General features: G+C 37.6%; 13 protein-coding genes. 8 read left to right on the forward strand and 5 right to left on the reverse strand.

Translation table 11 applies throughout. The annotated features are described in order from the left end of the window. Positions 1-4: 4 nt before the first annotated feature. From ACLI50_RS02090 to ACLI50_RS02100, 3 genes are all read left to right on the forward strand, one after another. Positions 5-1912: a M56 family metallopeptidase gene (locus tag ACLI50_RS02090; RefSeq protein ID WP_411413052.1), complete on the forward strand. Its 1908-nt coding sequence runs from the start codon at positions 5-7 to the stop codon at positions 1910-1912. Positions 1913-1968: 56 nt separating this feature from the next. Further along, positions 1969-2871: a GLPGLI family protein gene (locus ACLI50_RS02095; RefSeq protein ID WP_411413053.1), complete on the forward strand. Its 903-nt coding sequence runs from the start codon at positions 1969-1971 to the stop codon at positions 2869-2871. A gap of 219 nt (positions 2872-3090) precedes the next feature. Beyond that, complete coding sequence (locus tag ACLI50_RS02100) at positions 3091-3654, forward strand: sugar O-acetyltransferase (protein ID WP_110010966.1); 564 nt, start codon at positions 3091-3093, stop codon at positions 3652-3654. Positions 3655-3727: 73 nt separating this feature from the next. On the opposite strand, the gene fsa is transcribed toward ACLI50_RS02100, so the two are convergent. Beyond that, entirely contained in the window at positions 3728-4381 is a 654-nt protein-coding gene (gene fsa / locus ACLI50_RS02105) for a fructose-6-phosphate aldolase (RefSeq protein ID WP_002978975.1), read from the reverse strand. A 305-nt stretch (positions 4382-4686) separates the two neighbouring features. On the opposite strand from fsa, the gene ACLI50_RS02110 reads away from it, so the two are divergent. Next, positions 4687-5175: a YdeI/OmpD-associated family protein gene (locus ACLI50_RS02110; protein ID WP_202838787.1), complete on the forward strand. Its 489-nt coding sequence runs from the start codon at positions 4687-4689 to the stop codon at positions 5173-5175. A 62-nt stretch (positions 5176-5237) separates the two neighbouring features. On the opposite strand, the gene ACLI50_RS02115 is transcribed toward ACLI50_RS02110, so the two are convergent. Continuing rightward, positions 5238-5768: a tetratricopeptide repeat protein gene (locus ACLI50_RS02115; RefSeq protein ID WP_411413054.1), complete on the reverse strand. Its 531-nt coding sequence runs from the start codon at positions 5766-5768 to the stop codon at positions 5238-5240. A 194-nt stretch (positions 5769-5962) separates the two neighbouring features. On the opposite strand from ACLI50_RS02115, the gene pepE reads away from it, so the two are divergent. The 4 genes from pepE (at position 5963) to ACLI50_RS02135 (ending at position 10154) form a co-directional block, all read left to right on the forward strand. Continuing rightward, complete coding sequence (gene pepE, locus ACLI50_RS02120) at positions 5963-6655, forward strand: dipeptidase PepE (protein WP_110010963.1); 693 nt, start codon at positions 5963-5965, stop codon at positions 6653-6655. After that, complete coding sequence (locus ACLI50_RS02125) at positions 6655-7506, forward strand: hypothetical protein (protein ID WP_411413055.1); 852 nt, start codon at positions 6655-6657, stop codon at positions 7504-7506. The genes pepE and ACLI50_RS02125 overlap by 1 nt, the downstream gene beginning before the upstream one ends. 97 nt (positions 7507-7603) lie before the next feature. Then, entirely contained in the window at positions 7604-8977 is a 1374-nt protein-coding gene (gene dacB / locus ACLI50_RS02130) for a D-alanyl-D-alanine carboxypeptidase/D-alanyl-D-alanine endopeptidase (protein ID WP_343640604.1), read from the forward strand. A 7-nt stretch (positions 8978-8984) separates the two neighbouring features. Continuing rightward, a complete protein-coding gene (locus ACLI50_RS02135) occupies positions 8985-10154 on the forward strand; it encodes a sensor histidine kinase (RefSeq protein ID WP_238349588.1) in 1170 nt (389 codons plus the stop codon). 116 nt (positions 10155-10270) lie between these two features. On the opposite strand, the gene ACLI50_RS02140 is transcribed toward ACLI50_RS02135, so the two are convergent. The 3 genes from ACLI50_RS02140 to ACLI50_RS02150 form a co-directional block, all read right to left on the reverse strand. Then, on the reverse strand, positions 10271-12127 hold the full coding sequence (locus tag ACLI50_RS02140) for a M61 family metallopeptidase (RefSeq protein ID WP_202838791.1): 1857 nt from the start codon (positions 12125-12127) through the stop codon (positions 10271-10273). Between the two features lie 134 nt (positions 12128-12261). Continuing rightward, a complete protein-coding gene (locus tag ACLI50_RS02145; protein ID WP_343640596.1) occupies positions 12262-13893 on the reverse strand; it encodes a M1 family metallopeptidase in 1632 nt (543 codons plus the stop codon). A gap of 135 nt (positions 13894-14028) precedes the next feature. Continuing rightward, complete coding sequence (locus tag ACLI50_RS02150; RefSeq protein ID WP_411413056.1) at positions 14029-16989, reverse strand: reprolysin-like metallopeptidase; 2961 nt, start codon at positions 16987-16989, stop codon at positions 14029-14031. Between the last annotated feature and the right edge of the window lie 44 nt (positions 16990-17033).

Here is a 17033-nt window from a genome sequence, read left to right on the forward strand (position 1 = left end):
ACCTATGGAAGCAATACTTTTATACTTTGGAAAAATTATTTTATGTTCGGGTGTAACATTTTTGTATTATCAATTGTCTTTAAAGGACAAGACATTCCATCATTATAACAGATTTTATCTGCTGGCAGCAATTGTGATATCCCTGTTATTGCCACTCATCAGAGTAGATGATTTTACGATAGAGGTGAATAATGATATATATATGCTTCTTGACAAAATTCAGAATTTTAATTCAGAAAAAAATATAAACAATGGTAACCTTTATTTTAACATTATTTTTTCAGCTCTGGGACTGGTTTCTTTCTATTTTCTAGGAAGGCTGCTGTATGGGATTTTTAAAATCCAGCAGTTTAAAAATCAATTTCAGAAAGAAAGCTTTGACGGGATCAACTTTTACCGTACAGACCTTAATGAAGCTCCATTTTCCTATTTTAAAAACCTGTTCTGGAAGAATACAATTACCCTGCATTCTGATATCGGAAAACAGATTTTAAAGCATGAAATGGTGCATATTGAGCAGAAACATTCCTTTGATAAGATCTTTATTGAGATTATTACTTCTGTGTTCTGGTTCAATCCGTTTTTTCATATCATCAAAAAAGAAATTAATCTCATCCACGAATACCTGGCGGATAAAAAAGCCGTACAGCAGTCGGACACCAAAGCATTTGCGCAGATGCTTTTAGCAAGCCACTTTTCCGGAACACAGTTGCCTGCTGCCAGTCCGTTTCTAAGTTCAAACCTTAAAAAAAGACTTAAAATGTTACAAAAACCAAAAACCAAGTTCGGATATGCGCGAAGAATTCTTGCATTGCCGGTTTTATTTACCGTAGCGTTTGCTTATCTGGTAAATGCGAAGAACAGAGAAATCGAAGAAACCAATCTTTCTATTAAAAAAGCAGTTTCAGAAATAAAAAAAGATACCATCAGACCTGAAAAATCGGTTCAGGGAAATATCCCGGAATTAAAAACCTTATCACCTGGTGAACACAAAAAATTAACTGATCTTGAAAAAAAGATAAAAGAAAAAGAGAAGGAACTGAAAGGATTGGATCCGGAAAGTGATGCCTTCAGTGATAAAATTGAAGAAATAAGTAATCTGGCATCAGAGATAGGAGAGATGGCGGCCAAAGTTGAAGTTGATAAATATTTCAATTCTGCTGAATGGAAAAATCAGATGAAGGAACTTGAAAATATGGACCCTCTTGATAAGAAAGAACTTCGCAAAATAAAAAGAGCAGCTAAAAAAGCGGGAAGAGAGGCTGCAAGAGCTGTAAAACACATCGTTCCGCCCACACCGCCTAATGCACCGGATGCACCTCTGGCGCCAATTGCTCCAGAAGCTCCACTAGCCCCAAAGGCTCCCAAAGTAGTTTACTTTAAAAATAATAACACTGTTTATTATAAGGATCTGAGTGCTAAAGAAAAAGAAGAAGTACGCAAAGCAATGGCAGAAGCCAGAGATGCGATGAAAGAAGCGGTAAAAGCCAGAGTGGAAGGTGAAACAGCAAGAGCTGAAGGAGACAGAATCAGAGTGAAGGCTGAAAGAATCAGAATTGATGGGGAAAAAATCCGAAAACAAGTTGAAAAAGCCCGTGCAGAAGCAGAGAAAAGATCTGTCAGCTTTAGAAACGGAGCATTTATTAAATTTGATGGTAAACCTGATGTAATTGTAATGAATGCTGATTTTATCAAAAAAGATGGCAACGGAAATATTGCCATGAATGGGGTGAAAAATTTCAGAATAAGCGGTAATGATGATGTACAATACAAGTATTATATTGACGGAAGGGAAGTTTCTAAGGATGATGTTAACTCATTAGATACAAGCAATATATCGAAAGTTAATGTCAATACTCATAAAAAAGGAGATGTTAAGCAAGGGGAAGTAAGAATCGAAACAAAGAAATAAGTTCCATCAGGCTTTGTCAGTGTCAGATTGGCAAAGCCTTTTTTTAAACATACATTATGAAAAGTAAAATTCTATTTTTTTTATTTCTGGGTGGGTTTGTCAGTGCACAGGTCAACAGGTTTTTTTATGAATACAAGTTTATTCCGGATTCCAATAATAAGGAAGATGTAAAGACGGAAATGATGATGCTCGATATTGATAAAAACGGATCAAGCTATTACAGCCGTGATAAATTTGTATCAGATTCTATTGGAAAGGCAGAACTTGAAAAACAGTTAAAAGCCGGAGGTGGAAATATCAGTGTTAACAGACGGGAAAAGCCCGGGCAGGTTTCTTATAAAGTTACCAAACAATATCCTGATTTCAAAACCTATCTTTTCAGAAGCATTTCTACAGATAAATATAAAATAAAAGAAGATCAGAAACCGGAATGGAAAATATTGGACGAGAAACAAAAAATAGGAGCGTATCAGGCTCAGAAAGCCACTGCCAGCTTTGGAGGAAGGGAATGGATAGCCTGGTTTGCAACAGATCTTCCTTTTCAGGATGGACCTTATGTCTTTTACGGTCTTCCCGGTCTCATCGTAAAGATTGAGGACACCACCGGATCTCATATCATGACGATGATAGGTAATAAAACGATTAATACTCCGGCTGCTGACTCGGAAATGCAGGTGCCTGATCATGTAAAAGTATTGGGAATAGGCGGAAAAGAACTGGAAGTCACAAAAGATCAGTTCAAAAAAGTATGGAAGGCTTATATAAATGATCCGGCAAAGAATATGAGAGAAATGTTGATGAAAAATGGTGATGGCAATACGAAATTTAGTTTTAAGCTGAGAACAGGAGACGGTAAAGAAATCTCAGATCCCAATCAGGTACTTAGGGAAATAGAAAAAAATACTAAAGAAGCCCTAAAAAAAGATAACAATCCGATAGAACCGGATCTGGTAAATTAAAAATTATATTTTCTAATATCTGCAGGATGGCATACGTGTCATCCTGTTTTTGTTTGACAAAAGAAGTCAAATAAAATGGGACAAATATCAATTTCATGATGTTATAATATATTTTTTTATCTTTCAATAAGCAATAAGCAATAAGCAATAAGCAATAAGCAATAAGCAATAAGCAATAAGCAATAAGCAATAAGCAATAAGCAATAAACTTTATATCTTATGACAGAAAAGGAAAAATGTGCAGCCGGACTTTTATACAACGCCAACTACGATAAAGAATTAATAGAAGAACGCATTGCATGCAAAGATTTGTGTCAGGAATATAATGCTCTCAAAAACTCCGATTCCGAAAACAGATTCCGATTGCTTAAAAGCATTATGGGTAGTATAAAAGAAAATATCTGTATAGAACCCAGCTTTTGGTGTGATTACGGATATAATATAACCGTAGGAGAGAATTTCTACGCCAATCACAATCTGGTTATTTTGGATTGTGCCAAAGTAGAGTTTGGTGATAATGTGTTTATAGGCCCCAATTGCAGTTTTTATACGGCAGGTCATCCGCTTGACGCGAAACAGCGAAATGAAGGACTGGAATATGCACATCCTATCAAAGTAGGTAATAATGTATGGCTGGGAGGCAATGTGGTTGTACTTCCAGGAGTTTCTATCGGAAATAATTCTGTGATTGGAGCTGGAAGTGTGGTAACGAAAGATATTCCTGAGAATGTAGTGGCCGTGGGAAATCCGTGTAGGGTAGTAAAAAATATCCCGGAAGAATAATATACAGAATCACTATAAAGTAAAATCCCGGAACAATGTTCCGGGATTTTTATGTTTGAACAAGGATCAGTGATTATGCTAATTTCTGAGAATCTGCAACAAACTGAGCCAATCCGCTGTCTGTTAATGGGTGCTTCAATAAGCTCAAAATCGGAGGAAGTGGAGATGTGATAACATCAGCCCCGATTTTAGCACAGTCGATAATATGCATTGAGTGACGGATAGAAGCTGCCAGGATTTCAGTTTCGTACATATAGTTATCGAAAATCAATCTGATTTCCTGAATAAGGTTCAAACCGTCTGTAGAAATATCATCTAATCTTCCTAAGAACGGAGAAACATAAGTTGCTCCTGCTTTAGCTGCCAGAAGAGCCTGCCCCGGAGAGAAGATCAATGTACAGTTAGTTTTGATACCTTTATCGGAAAAATATTTTAAAGCTTTGATTCCATCTTTGATCATCGGAATTTTTACAACGATATTCGGGTGAATAGCAGCCAATTCGTCTCCTTCTTTAATCATTTCTTCATACGTTGTAGAAAGAACTTCCGCAGAAATATCTCCGTCTACAAGCTCGCAGATCGTTTTATAATGGTTTTTGATGGCTTCAGCTCCCTGAATACCTTCTTTTGCCATTAGGGAAGGGTTGGTTGTTACACCATCTAAAATTCCAAGGTCTCTTGCTTCCTTGATTTGCTCTAAATTAGCTGTGTCAATAAAAAATTTCATTTTGATAAATAGATTTATTGATACAAATATAGGGAATTAATTGGGTTATGAGGTATGAATTTTAAGTTACGGGTTTTTGGGTTTGCAGGGGTAGAGTGAGAGGGTTTGAGGGTAAACGGGTTTGGCTGTGGGAGTGTATGAAGTAATGGTTTTGAAATAATAAAAAAAGAAATTCCCTAGATATTCGTCAAACTGTTATTTTTGCTTCTAGCTTCTAGCTTCTAGCTTCTAGCTTCTAGCTTCTAGCTTCTAGCTTCTAGCTTCCAGCTTCCAGCTTCCAGCCAGACCAACTTAAAATACCATCCATGAAAAACAATAGTTTCAGCGCCACTTTGGAAATCATAGGAATTAATCCTTTTGTATTTGTTCCGGAAGAAATATTGGAAACGATTTTTGAAAAATCCGGGAGAAATAAGAGCCCTATTGCTGTCAAAGGAACGGTGAACGGGAAAGAATTCAAACAAAATCTTATGAAATATTTAGGTGAGTGGAGGCTTTACGTGAATCTGATTATGCTGAAAAATTCTCCCAAAAGAATCGGGGAAATTATTGAAGTTGTTCTGGAATATGATGATTCCGACCGAAGTATACCTGTTCATCCTCAATTAGAAAAGGCAATCAAAGAAAGTGCTTTAGCTGCGGAAAATTTTGAAAAGCTGACTCCCTCAAGAAAAAATGAGCTGGTAAGGTATATCAATAATTTAAAAACCGAAGCCAGTATTCAGAGAAATATTGAGAAAATCATCAGGCATCTACATGGTGAAACAGATTTTTTTGGAAAAATGATTGAGTAGATCTAAAACTCATTAATCATTAAACAAAAATGCCGGAAAAACTTCCGGCATTTTCTTTTTTACTAAGAATTTAATGCTTTGCTAAGCTTCACAGCATCCTGATTGGTAGGATCATACTGTATCGATTTCGCAATATGTTCTTTTGCTTTATTAGGATCAGTTTTCTGTTCTGTAAAGGCAAGATAGAAATAAGCGTACGCCAGATTTTTCTTATTTTGCTCCACTTCTTCAGGTTTTACGGCTGCAATATACTTTTCGTAAGCAATTTTTGCGTTGGCATCATCTTTTGCAGACTGATAGGCATAAGCCTGGCTGTAATAAGCCGGAGCCCAGTCCGGTAATAAAACTGATACTTTTTTCCAGGTATCAATCGCATTGGGCCAGTCTGAAACCTCCTGATAAGCATTAGCCAGTTTTGCTAATGATTCTGCATCCTTTGGATTGGCCGCGATCTGTTTTTTAAGATCTTCGATAGTTGGATTAGTTGTTTGACTCGTTGCTGCTGAAGTTTCAGGCTGAGTCGTTTGTGCATTTACAAGACTTACACTTCCTGCTAGTATTAAGCCTAAAAACAGGCTATTAATTTTACTCATTTTCATAATCTTATATTTTAAAGTCAAAATCTAAAATTCAATAATAATTCCACAAAACCGTAAATTTTAGAGGCTTTAAGTTTTTTTAGAAAATATTAACGGGATTGATGTTTTTTTTAATTTAATTTTTGATTCGTTGATCTTTGAGGCTATCTTTGTGATTCGTTTTTAATAATACTTATAAATTTCGTGGTATGAATATCATATTAGCTTCAACATCTACACTTTTTGGTGGAGAATATCTGGAATACTTAAGAGAAGAATTAATCCAACTTTATAACGGAATTGATGAAATTGTATTTATTCCTTTTGCAAGACCAGGTGGAATTTCCCATGATGATTATACCGCAAAAGCACGTTCTTTCTTTGAAACCATCGATATAAAAGTGAAAGGTCTTCACGAATTTGAAGATAAAAAGGAAGCCATTCATCAGGCAAAAGGTTTCTTTACAGGAGGCGGAAATACCTTTTTATTGGTTAAAACATTACACGAAGAAGGGCTGATGTCTGTCCTGAAAGAAAATGTATCAAAAGGAAAAGCCTATCTCGGATGCAGCGCAGGAAGCAATATCGGAGGCCAGAATATGAAGACAACGAACGATATGCCGATTGTATATCCGCCAAGTTTCGACTGTATGGGATTGGTTCCTTTCAATATTAATCCGCATTATCTTGATCCTAATCCCGACTTAAAGCATAACGGAGAAACCAGAGAAACCCGTATTCAGGAGTTTCTTACCCAGAATGATATCAAAGTGGTTGGTCTCAGAGAAGGGAACTGGATCAGAAGAACCAATGATTCCATTACTGTAGAAGGAAGTGAACTGACAAGGATTTTTGAAAAAGGAAAAGAGCCTTACGAAATAGAAGCAGGAAGCAGACTTTAATGAGCGAAAATGAAATTAATCTTTTCATAGAACGCAATCTCACTAATTTTTCAGTGAACAGTACCGGATGGAATGAACTGATCCGGAAATTGCTGTATGAATTTGCTTTGGCAGGCTGGAATATGGAATACCGTGTCTTTGGAAAGGAGAAGTTTGGTGAATTGAGATGCTATACCTATTCTGAGGATGAAATACTCAATAACAAGCTTAAAAACATCAAAGATAAGTATTCGAAATTATCGGTAAAGACTTGTGAAATCTGTGGCAGCGAAGGGAAAATGAGAGCAATAGGCTCATGGCAGACAACATTGTGCCTGGACCATTTTCTGGAGCAGCAGCCCGTTATTGAGATTGATGATAAACAGAATATCAAAAGAAATAATGAGAGCGTTCTGAATAGTAAAGATATTGCCAAAGCCGAGATTGAATATGATCTTCAGAGTTTATGGCTTTATACCCATCATGAAGAGAGTTTTTATTTTTCATGGCAGGAACCCAATTATTATCTGCTTTTGAGAAGCGTTCCCCTGTCTGTTTTTCCAGAAGAAAACCAGAATGAAATCTCAGCAATATTTCAGGACCTTCGGAATTGTGAAATATGCGGTTATAAAGCTGTGCACCAAAGAAATTGTCTGCGATGTCATCATGAACCCTGGAATGATTCAGGATATTTTATTCAGGATTACGGGGAAAAATCAAACTATATAAAGGAATGCCAGATGGACATTTTTATAGATGAAGATGATTATGAGAAATATTTCAAACATGATCGTTCATTTGAAAAATCTCCTGGCCATCAGATACTTTTCACCTCCGAAGAGCTCAGTGAGTATGAAAAGCTTTTATTTTAACTATATTTGATCAGAATTTAAATCAATAGAAAAAGGTCCGTATACTCTTTGTAAACTGTATTGGAAACCTTTGCATGCAGACCCAAATAACAATGTAATGAAAAAAACATTTGCAGTTCTCATACTCTCTGTACAGATGGTTGCTGCACAGAATATAGCCCAAAAATTAGATAAAGTAACAAAGGATCTTATGGATTCTTCAGGAGCAGTATCTTCCAGCTTATCTTTTTATGTTTCCGATGAAAACGGAAACTTTTTATATGAATATCAGGGAAATAAAGGTCTTTCTACTGCCTCTACACAAAAGATTTTCACGGCAGGAGCTGCACTGGAAACTTTAGGAAAAAACTATACTTTTACCACCACTTCAAGCTATTCCGGAAATATCTCCGGAGGAACGCTGAATGGAAACCTTTTCATCAGCTCCAATGGCGACCCTACTTTGGGAAGCTGGAGATATGATGGCTATAAACCCGAAAATTTTAAAAGGAAACTGATTGATGCTATCAAAAATTCAGGGATAACAAAAATATCCGGTGATCTGATTATTGATGATTCTTATTTTGATCATCAAACGATTCCGGGAGGCTGGCCGTGGGATGACCTGGGGAATTACTATGGTGCGGGTGTATGGGGAATCAACTGGAAAGAGAACCAGTTTGATATCAATATTAATGGAACCGATTTTAAAAGCTTTTCTTATCCGCTGGAGGGTGTAAAGTGGCTGAATGACCTGAAAACAGGAGGAAACTCGGATCAAAGCTTGATCTTTACCGCTCCTCATTCTGATGTCGCTTTGATTAATGGAATGCTTCCGGCTGGAAAAACAGTAACGGTTTCCGGTTCTGCTCCCAATCCGCCACTACAGCTGGCAGCAGAAGTAAAACAATGGCTGAAGGAATCAGGAATTGAACTTTCTGGAAAAGCTGTAACGAATTCTCAGCTTGAAATAGATGGAAAAAATCCTTTATCAGCTCCAAAAAATAATATTCTCCTGACTTATCAATCTCCGACTCTTGATAAAATAGTGTACTGGTTTCTGAGAAAAAGTATCAATCTGTATGGAGAAACATTAATTAAAACATTAGGAAAAGAGAAAAAAGGAAATTCAAGCTTTAAAAGCGGAGTTGCCTATCTGAAAGAATTCTGGAAATCAAGAGGAATTAATCCTAATATGATCAACTTTGCAGATGGAAGCGGACTTTCCCCCCAGAATTATGTGTCCGCAAAAGCAGAAGTGCAGGCTCTTTTATATGCTAAAAAACAATCATGGTTTGAAGCGTACTATGATGGATTTCCGGTTCAGGATAATGGTATGAAAATGAAAAGCGGAACCATGAGAGATACCAAATCTTTTGCCGGATACCACACCGCAAAAGATGGGAAAAAATATGTATTTTCGATTATCATCAACAACTATCAGGGAAGCGGAAATACTGAGCTGCAGAAAATCCTGAATGTTTTAAAATAAAATACCTTTGAGAAAATCCATCCTCACCAGACTGAATAACTGGATCATTTTTGTTGTGATGACTACTTTGGTGATCGCCATTGTAGTGGCTTCAACATCGCTTATTAATTTTCTCAGAAAAGAGGAGATCAAAAGGATCAGTCTTCTTTCCAAAGCGATAAGAATACAACAGGAGGTTAAAACTCCGGATACTGATGTTCTGGATCTGCTGCCGGATATCCTGAATATCAACAATACCATTCCGTTTATTGTAACAGACAAATATAAGAACCCGATTCTTGACCTCGGATACTATAGAAATATTCCTGAAAGTACGATTAAGAATCCTGAAAAACTACAGGATCTGATCCGGAATATGGAGAAAAATTATGATCCTATCGAGATTAAAGTGCCGGATGGAAATAATCAGTTTGTCTATTATGACAACTCGCGTCTGCTTAATAATCTTCGCTATTCTCCCTATATTTTAGGGTTGTTTATTTTGCTGTATTTTGGTTTTTCTTTCTGGTTTTTCAAAACTATTAAAAAGACGGATGAAGGATATCTTTGGGCGGGTCTGGCTAAAGAAACTGCACATCAGATCGGAACTCCTTTATCATCCATGATCGGGTGGATGGAAATTATGAAGCTTGATAATCCGGATTCGGAAGGAGTACATGAAATAGAAAAAGATATTGAAAGACTCAGAACGATCTCAGAGCGATTCTCAAAAATAGGTTCTGTTCCAGAACTGAATGACAGAAATTTTAATGAAACCATTCAGGAGAATTATGATTATTTAAAAACAAGGATCTCCAGAAAGATCAATTTTACGCTTAATCTTCCTACGTATACCGTTCTGGTTCCTCACAATAAAATTCTGATGAGCTGGGTCATTGAAAATCTGGTAAAAAATGCGGTGGATGCGATGAAAGGTGAAGGCTCTATTACCATGTCTGTCTTTGAAAGAAATAAGAATATTTTAATTGAAGTAAAAGATAATGGAAGCGGAATGACTAAACAGCAGGCACGAAATGCTTTTAATCCCGGATATTCTACCAAGAAAAGAGGCTGGGGACTAGGATTGTCACTGGCAAGAAGAGTTATTCATGAATACCACAATGGAGATATTAAGATTTCCCAGACTGAAGTAGGAAAGGGGAGTACTTTCAGGATTACGATCAGAAAAGAGGATTGATTCTCGTTGAAATTAGGGCCAATAAGAAACCTAACAGGTTTTGAAAACCTGTTAGGTTTGTATCAAGATAAAGCTGATAAAAATAAAAAGCAGGGAAATTTTCCCCGCTTTTCACTTTATTTTTTACCTGTAAGCCACTGAGTCTGCAGTTTCAGTTCTTCCGGTGTTGGATTCGCTTTGAAAGAAAGTGTTTCCATGGTCATTTTATCCAGAATAGCCTTTCCTTTCAATGTCATTTTCTCTTTTTTGCCGGCATTGTCTCTTAGAATGGTTACCGTAACTTCCTGTCCTTCTTTAATGGTTCTTGTATAACCAATAAAATCCTGTACCTTTTTGATATCTACCGTTCTTCCGTCTAAAGCAAGTACCTGGTCTGTGATTTTAAATCCGATACTTTTCGCAAACGGAGAAAGCGCAGAATGTTCATCAAAAGCAAAAGCATTGGTCTTTTCATCAAAACCTGTCTGGTTCGGGTCTTTGATAAACCAGAACAAAGGCTGGCTTTCCTGCTTTTTAATATCCACCCCTACCATGCTCAGATATTGTGCATAAGGTGTTGGCTGGTTTCCTGCGATATATTTGTTGTAGAATTCTTTTACCTGAGGATATCCGGTAACTGTTACCAATTCGTCAATCAGTTTATCATCTTTGAAAGGTTTGTTTTCACCAAATCTCTGAGACAATTTTCTGATCATATCCCTATATCCCATTTCTCCGTTGGACAATTTTCTAAGCTCGATGTCTAAGCACATGGCTAAAAGAGCTCCTTTCTCATAGACGTTTCTGTACTGATCTTTATAAGGCTCTACCAATACATTTTTACTCATTACTGTAAATGGCATTGTATCGTCATAGCTCTTGGAATTGGCAATTTTTTCACCAATTCTTTCAAGGAACTGATCTTTATTGATCAAACCTTCCTGGATCTGGAATAAGTTGGCAAAATATTCTGTTCCGCCTTCATACATCCATAAGTGCTGAGACATTTTCGGATCTGCATAATCAAAATAATGAATCTCTTCGGAATGGGTTTTCAGAGGGTTTACCGTATGGAAAAACTCGTGGGAAACGACATCTGTAATGGTATTGTCAATGGCATCCTTCGGCATTGCTTCAGGCAGTACCACACTTGTCGATTCGTGGTGTTCCAATGCTCCGAAACCTTTGATTCTTGGTCCGTCACCACCGGAAAGGTAAAGCATGATAGCATACTTTTTATTCGTGTTCATATCGCCCAGGAATTTCTTTTGGGCAACCACCATTTTTTCAAGATTTTCTTTGAAATCGGCAGCTTTATACTTTCCTGTCGGAGAATAAACGCCTAGCACTAGATCCATTCCTCCGGCATTGAAGGTAATATAATCCGGCTTTGTATACATTAATGGTGAATCGGTCACCTTAGCATAGTTGGCAAGAGTATAGGTATCTGTTGATTCAGATTTATCCTGATCTACCAGCGCTGTCGTTCCGTAGAAATCAGTGGGTTTCTGAATGACAAGCTGATAAGGAACATCCTGCATGTTCTCGATATATCCGATAAATCCGTGGGTATTGATCATGTATATCTTTCCTTCTTCAATATCAGTTCCTGAAGGAGAAAATACGGCTTTATGCTTAGAGGTATCCAATTCATCATCAAAACTGTCATTTACAAGATAAGAGATTTTGGAAAGACCCTGAGCATTTTTCAATGAATAGGTATTGTCATTTACTTTAGTATAAGTAAGCTCTTTTCCTTTATTATCGTAAAATTTGATTCCTTCGATGAATCTTCCGTAGTCGTCTACAGAATAAGTACCCGGAACTGTTTTAGGGAAATGAAATTTAATGTCACCGGATTTCATTTTTGGGAACTCCATGGTAACGGCTACTTTATCATCTTTTACGTTGACAAGGTCAATAGTGGTTTTTATAGACTGTGCATTTGCTAAAAAAGCAGCAAAAATACCAAGGCTAAGTACTGTTTTTCTCATTAGGTTTAAATTAATAGTTAAATAGTTGCTTTTTTTCTGAATTTGTTACGAAGAAAGTATTAAACTTTTCTTAAAATTTCAAGGTTAAAAAAGCGAAAAGGCAAATCTGCTGATGTTCGGATTTGCCTTTTTCTTTATTTCGTTTCCTTATAATTGATATAATAGTTCGGGTTTAGTTCAACCGGAGTACTCTTTTTAAGCTTTACAGTCTGCCATTCTTCCGTTGGAGTTATGGTCTGATCACCATTGATGATGATTGGTAATTTCAGGTTTTTTACCACATCGGTATACCGGAACTTTAAAGTATCACCATCCTGGGCATACTCAAGGGTTGGAATTTTTATTGTTCTCAGGTACTGATCAAATACCGTTGAAAAATCGATTCCCGATTTTGAGGAGATATAATTTTCTACCTGTTGTGTGGTAACCGTCTGATGATAAAAATCTTTATTCAAACCTCTTAAAATCTGTCTGAATTTTTCATCATTATGGATAACCTGTCTTATCGTGTGAAGCATATTGGCTCCTTTCGGGTACATATCTCCGCTGCCTTCATTTCTTACACCATAACGGCCGATAATAGGAATGTCATTGTCTATCAATTTCCTGATCCCCTGAACATAGGTGTCAGCAGATTTTTTGTCCATATATTTTTCCGTGAAAAGAGTCTCGGAATAATTGGTGAAACTTTCATGGATCCACATATCAGCCTGATCTTTTGCTGTGATATTATTGGCGAACCATTCGTGGCCGCTTTCATGAATAATAATGAAATCCCATTTCAGCCCCACACCTGTCCCGGAAAGATCTCTGCCCAAATAGCCATTCTGATATTTGTTTCCATAGGCTACATTACTCTGATGTTCCATACCAAGGTGAGGAGATTCTACAAGTTTGTATGAATCCTCATAAAACGGATACGGGCCAAACCAGTATTCAAATGCGGAAAGCATAGGCTTCACCTGCTGAAACTGTTTTTTTGCCTTATCCAGATTATAGTCAATTACCCAGTAATCCAGATCCAGTTTTCCTTTTTCGCCTTCAAATACATCTTTAAAATTGACGTACTTTCCTATACTGGGGATAATGGAGTAGGCATTGATAGGATTTTTAACTTCCCAGGTATAAGTAGTTTTATTTCCGGCTGTTTTTTTATCAGTGAGTCTGCCGTTACCCACACCTACCAGATCATTAGGAGTTATAATTTTCATGATGATTCCGTTGTCAGGTTCATCACTCCAGATATCTTTGGTAGGAAGCCATATGGAAGCTCCTATGCCTTCGTCAGCAGCAGTCATCCATGGATTTCCTTTCTCATCTTTAGTGAAAACCCATCCGCCATCCCAGGGCGCGTTTTTAGCAATGGTTGGGTTTCCGGAATAGATGACGTTAATCGTATATTTTTCACCTTTTTTGAATTTTTTATTCCCTGTAATGAAAATAAAGTCTCCATCCTGTCTGTAATTGGCGATAGGAAAGTTTCCTTCCACTTTGTCAGCTTTCATAGGCTGCTGAAGGTCAATCTGAAATACAGGATTAGCAATATCTTTTATAATCTCAAAACTGATTTTATTATTTCCTTTGATACTTTTCTGCTCAAAGTCCGGTTCTACGGAAAGGTCATATTTTTTGACATCCCAAAAATTTCTGAACTCGGTATTGGAACCCTTTAAAGTATCCTGTTTGGTGAAAGTCTTATCTTTTTCAAAGAACTGTCCGAAAACCAGTCCTGATGCAAATAAGAGTGTGTATGACAATTTTTTCATGTAAACTGTTATTAAATCTTTTCAAAAGTATAAAATTAAATTAATAGCCCGATGCCGGAAATCAAATTAAATACAGATTTTAGAAAGGCATAAAAAAAGCCCGGTCATTGCCGGGCTCTAAAAACGGGTTAGGTTTTATTTTTTGATGAATTTCAGATTTGAAGTCGTTCCTTTGTCTTCAATTGAAATAATATAAGTTCCTGTTGTTAATTTTGAAACAGAGATCTTATGATCATTAATTGGTCCGTTCATTACTTTCTGACCGGCCATATTCGTAATGACAAACTGAGCTTTAGATGAGATTTCAGTTACATTCAATATATCACTTGCCGGGTTAGGGTAGATCTGGATTGAACTCTTATCTTTCACTGTCTCACTCGTGGAAAGCTGCTGCTGAATCAACACCGGATAATCCTCAACCTCACCATATTGCTGGTTGCTGCATCCGCTGCTTGGCTGGCTTTCATATCCTAATACAACTCTCATAATAACGTTTCCTCCCGTATACGCGTCTGCCGGTACAGAGAATGTTCCGGAAACAGGTGATAAGATACTAGGTGCACTGGTATAGATGACTTCAGAAGAAGAGAATACTCCGTCTTTGTTAAAATCTATCCAGGCGGTTACTCCGTCGTTATACTGAGAACCTGTCCATCCTTTGGTGATACTTACATTATTTCCTGTAGATCCGGACATCAGCGTAATCAGTTTTGAAGGATCTGTAGTATAGTCTGTATAAGGTGTATTGCTGCTGCTATTTGAAACAGGGCTCATACCCGCACCGGTTACTGTAACATTGGAAATATACTCGTCAGCAGCATTTGTTCCTGTGATTGAACATTTGGTAAATGATAATGTGGTAAAATTTGTTGATGCTGAATAAGAACCAACCGAACCTCCGCAGACATTGGCTATCTGTACTTCATATTGAGTAGCTTCTGTAAGCCCTGAAATAGTATAAGAATTTGTTGAAACAGGAATGGTAGTCCATGTGGCTGTCCCCACTTTTCTGTACTGTACAGAATACGTTGCTCCAACTAACGCTGTCCAGTTTACAGATGCAGATGTTCTGGTAATACCACTTACCGTAACTCCTGTAGGAGCAGATGTTGTACAGGCGCCCGCTGATGCGGAAACAGTAGCATTCCCAATGGCATAGAATACATTATCAATGGCACTTACTCTTATTTTTACACCGGTACCTGTAGCCAGAGAAGAGAATGAAAACGGCTCAGATCCGTCATTGGCAGTAGATGGACTGATAACTGTCCATGTCGTTCCATTATCTGTAGTATAATCTATTTTAACATTCTGAACATTGTATGGAGCATTATTCGTGTTGACAACATCCCAGGTAACCGCTCCAGGCGTATTATTATAAACGGTGGTTGAAGTTACTTTGAAAGGACCTTCATTTCCTATGTCTACTTTCATCAGACTGCTTTGTGTCTGTTGCTGTGCAGCATCCGGATTGTTATCTCTCACTGTTACCTTGAAATTCATGGTTCTTGGGATATTGGATACAGTTTCCCAGTCTGTAGGGCTGGTAAGAGTACCATTAAGAACGTTGGTGAATTTAGGGAAATAACGGGTAGGGGAAGTGGTAGGCATCAGAGATCTGAAATTCGCACCATTATTTCTGGTTGCACTTACCGGACCAAAAGCAGACGTAGCCAGATCATACTGTTCCCAGGTATAGGTCATCGGATCATTTTGTGTATCTGTTGCAGAAGCTGTTAACACAAAAGCTGTTCCTTTAGGGATCATTTTATTAGCCATTGGCTGAATAGAAGGTGGTGTATTTGCCACATTTGTAATAATTCCACAGTCCTGAGCATTAACGTAGGCTCCTACTTCTTCAATATTTTTGGTATGGAAATAAGCATCAGAATGCATCTGAACATTATAGTTGGTAATACCGGCATATCCCATAATCGAAGATCCTGATCCCGGCTCCATGTGTGCTCCGTGCAAAGCAATAGACATGGTGTGTGCAGCACCAAACTGGTGACCAATTTCATGAGCTACAAAATCGATATCATAATTATCTCCAAAAGGCTGATCCGGAGTAGAAGGAGAAGTGATTCCCGCTCCTTTGGAAGTCGCATCATTGTTGTTTTCAGGATTTCTGCAGACATTTCCCACATCTCCGGCACTGCCTCCACCACCTCTGTGGCCAAAGAAATGTCCTATATCATAGGCAGCGTTACCTACACCAGCGGTATTGGTAAGGGTTTGCTGAAGCTGAAGGTTCCATGCTGCGGGAGCGCTATAGGTACCATTTGAATTGGTAATTACATTCGAATAAGGATCTGTAGCGGGATCTGCAAATATAAGTTGTGGAAGATCCTGTACGATCATGTGGATCCCAAAATCTTTTTCAAAAACACCATTTACACGGTTCATCGTAGCATTAATACGTGCTGCTGCCAAAGGAACACTTCCGGCAAGCTGTGTATATTCACCGTTTACCGAGATGGCAATTCTATAGGTTCTGTATTTTTGTTCGTTACTTTTATTAGCATTACCTAATCCTTTCAAAACATTTTTTGTTTTAAGAAGCTTATTCATTTCTTTCTTTGCCTTTTCAGGCTCAGCAGTTCTGCATTCGAAAGGGTCTTCATGGGATTTGTTGGATTTGAAAAAGACCCCGTATACATCCTTTTCTTTATTGATCGGTTCTATAAATTCGTATTTTCCTGAATCAGTATCGAATGTCATAGATTGGAAATCATTAGGTGCTGTACTGAACCGGATTTGTTTATGTGGATTATCTAACCCGATACCGGCATATGCTCCCAATTCGTATCGGTCTGCCATTGATTTTTCAACTACGGGCGAACTGTAAACCGAAAACCTTTCAATTCTTCCATCTGCTGTAGGGATAGAAACGATTACAGCGTTTCCTCCTTTTCCTGCTTCAGGAACATCCTTTAGTTGATTTCTTAGTGCAGAAAGATCAAATTTGTAAGCATATTCTACCTTTACTTCCTTTCTTATCGGGGTAATTTTTTCCGAGACAGGTTCCCAGCGTTGTGCCTGCAAACCGCCCAGACTTAAAGCCAGTGCACAGACGAAAATAATTTTCTTTTTCATATTTTTATTGATTGTTGTTAAAGTTTTTAAAGATAGCGTATTTT

It is taken from the genome of Chryseobacterium cupriresistens (genome assembly GCF_046614675.1).
In the GTDB taxonomy this organism is placed as follows: Bacteria; Bacteroidota; Bacteroidia; order Flavobacteriales; family Weeksellaceae; genus Chryseobacterium; species Chryseobacterium cupriresistens.

Excerpts from the sequence above, each read along its gene's own strand:
- ACLI50_RS02090 (WP_411413052.1), top strand. The coding sequence starts at position 5 with ATGGAAGCAATACTTTTATACTTTGGAAAAATTATTTTATGTTCGGGT.
- ACLI50_RS02095 (WP_411413053.1), top strand. The coding sequence starts at position 1,969 with ATGAAAAGTAAAATTCTATTTTTTTTATTTCTGGGTGGGTTTGTCAGT.
- ACLI50_RS02100 (WP_110010966.1), top strand. The coding sequence starts at position 3,091 with ATGACAGAAAAGGAAAAATGTGCAGCCGGACTTTTATACAACGCCAAC.
- fsa (WP_002978975.1), bottom strand. The coding sequence starts at position 4,381 with ATGAAATTTTTTATTGACACAGCTAATTTAGAGCAAATCAAGGAAGCA.
- ACLI50_RS02110 (WP_202838787.1), top strand. The coding sequence starts at position 4,687 with ATGAAAAACAATAGTTTCAGCGCCACTTTGGAAATCATAGGAATTAAT.
- ACLI50_RS02115 (WP_411413054.1), bottom strand. The coding sequence starts at position 5,768 with ATGAGTAAAATTAATAGCCTGTTTTTAGGCTTAATACTAGCAGGAAGT.
- pepE (WP_110010963.1), top strand. The coding sequence starts at position 5,963 with ATGAATATCATATTAGCTTCAACATCTACACTTTTTGGTGGAGAATAT.
- ACLI50_RS02125 (WP_411413055.1), top strand. The coding sequence starts at position 6,655 with ATGAGCGAAAATGAAATTAATCTTTTCATAGAACGCAATCTCACTAAT.
- dacB (WP_343640604.1), top strand. The coding sequence starts at position 7,604 with ATGAAAAAAACATTTGCAGTTCTCATACTCTCTGTACAGATGGTTGCT.
- ACLI50_RS02140 (WP_202838791.1), bottom strand. The coding sequence starts at position 12,127 with ATGAGAAAAACAGTACTTAGCCTTGGTATTTTTGCTGCTTTTTTAGCA.
- ACLI50_RS02145 (WP_343640596.1), bottom strand. The coding sequence starts at position 13,893 with ATGAAAAAATTGTCATACACACTCTTATTTGCATCAGGACTGGTTTTC.
- ACLI50_RS02150 (WP_411413056.1), bottom strand. The coding sequence starts at position 16,989 with ATGAAAAAGAAAATTATTTTCGTCTGTGCACTGGCTTTAAGTCTGGGC.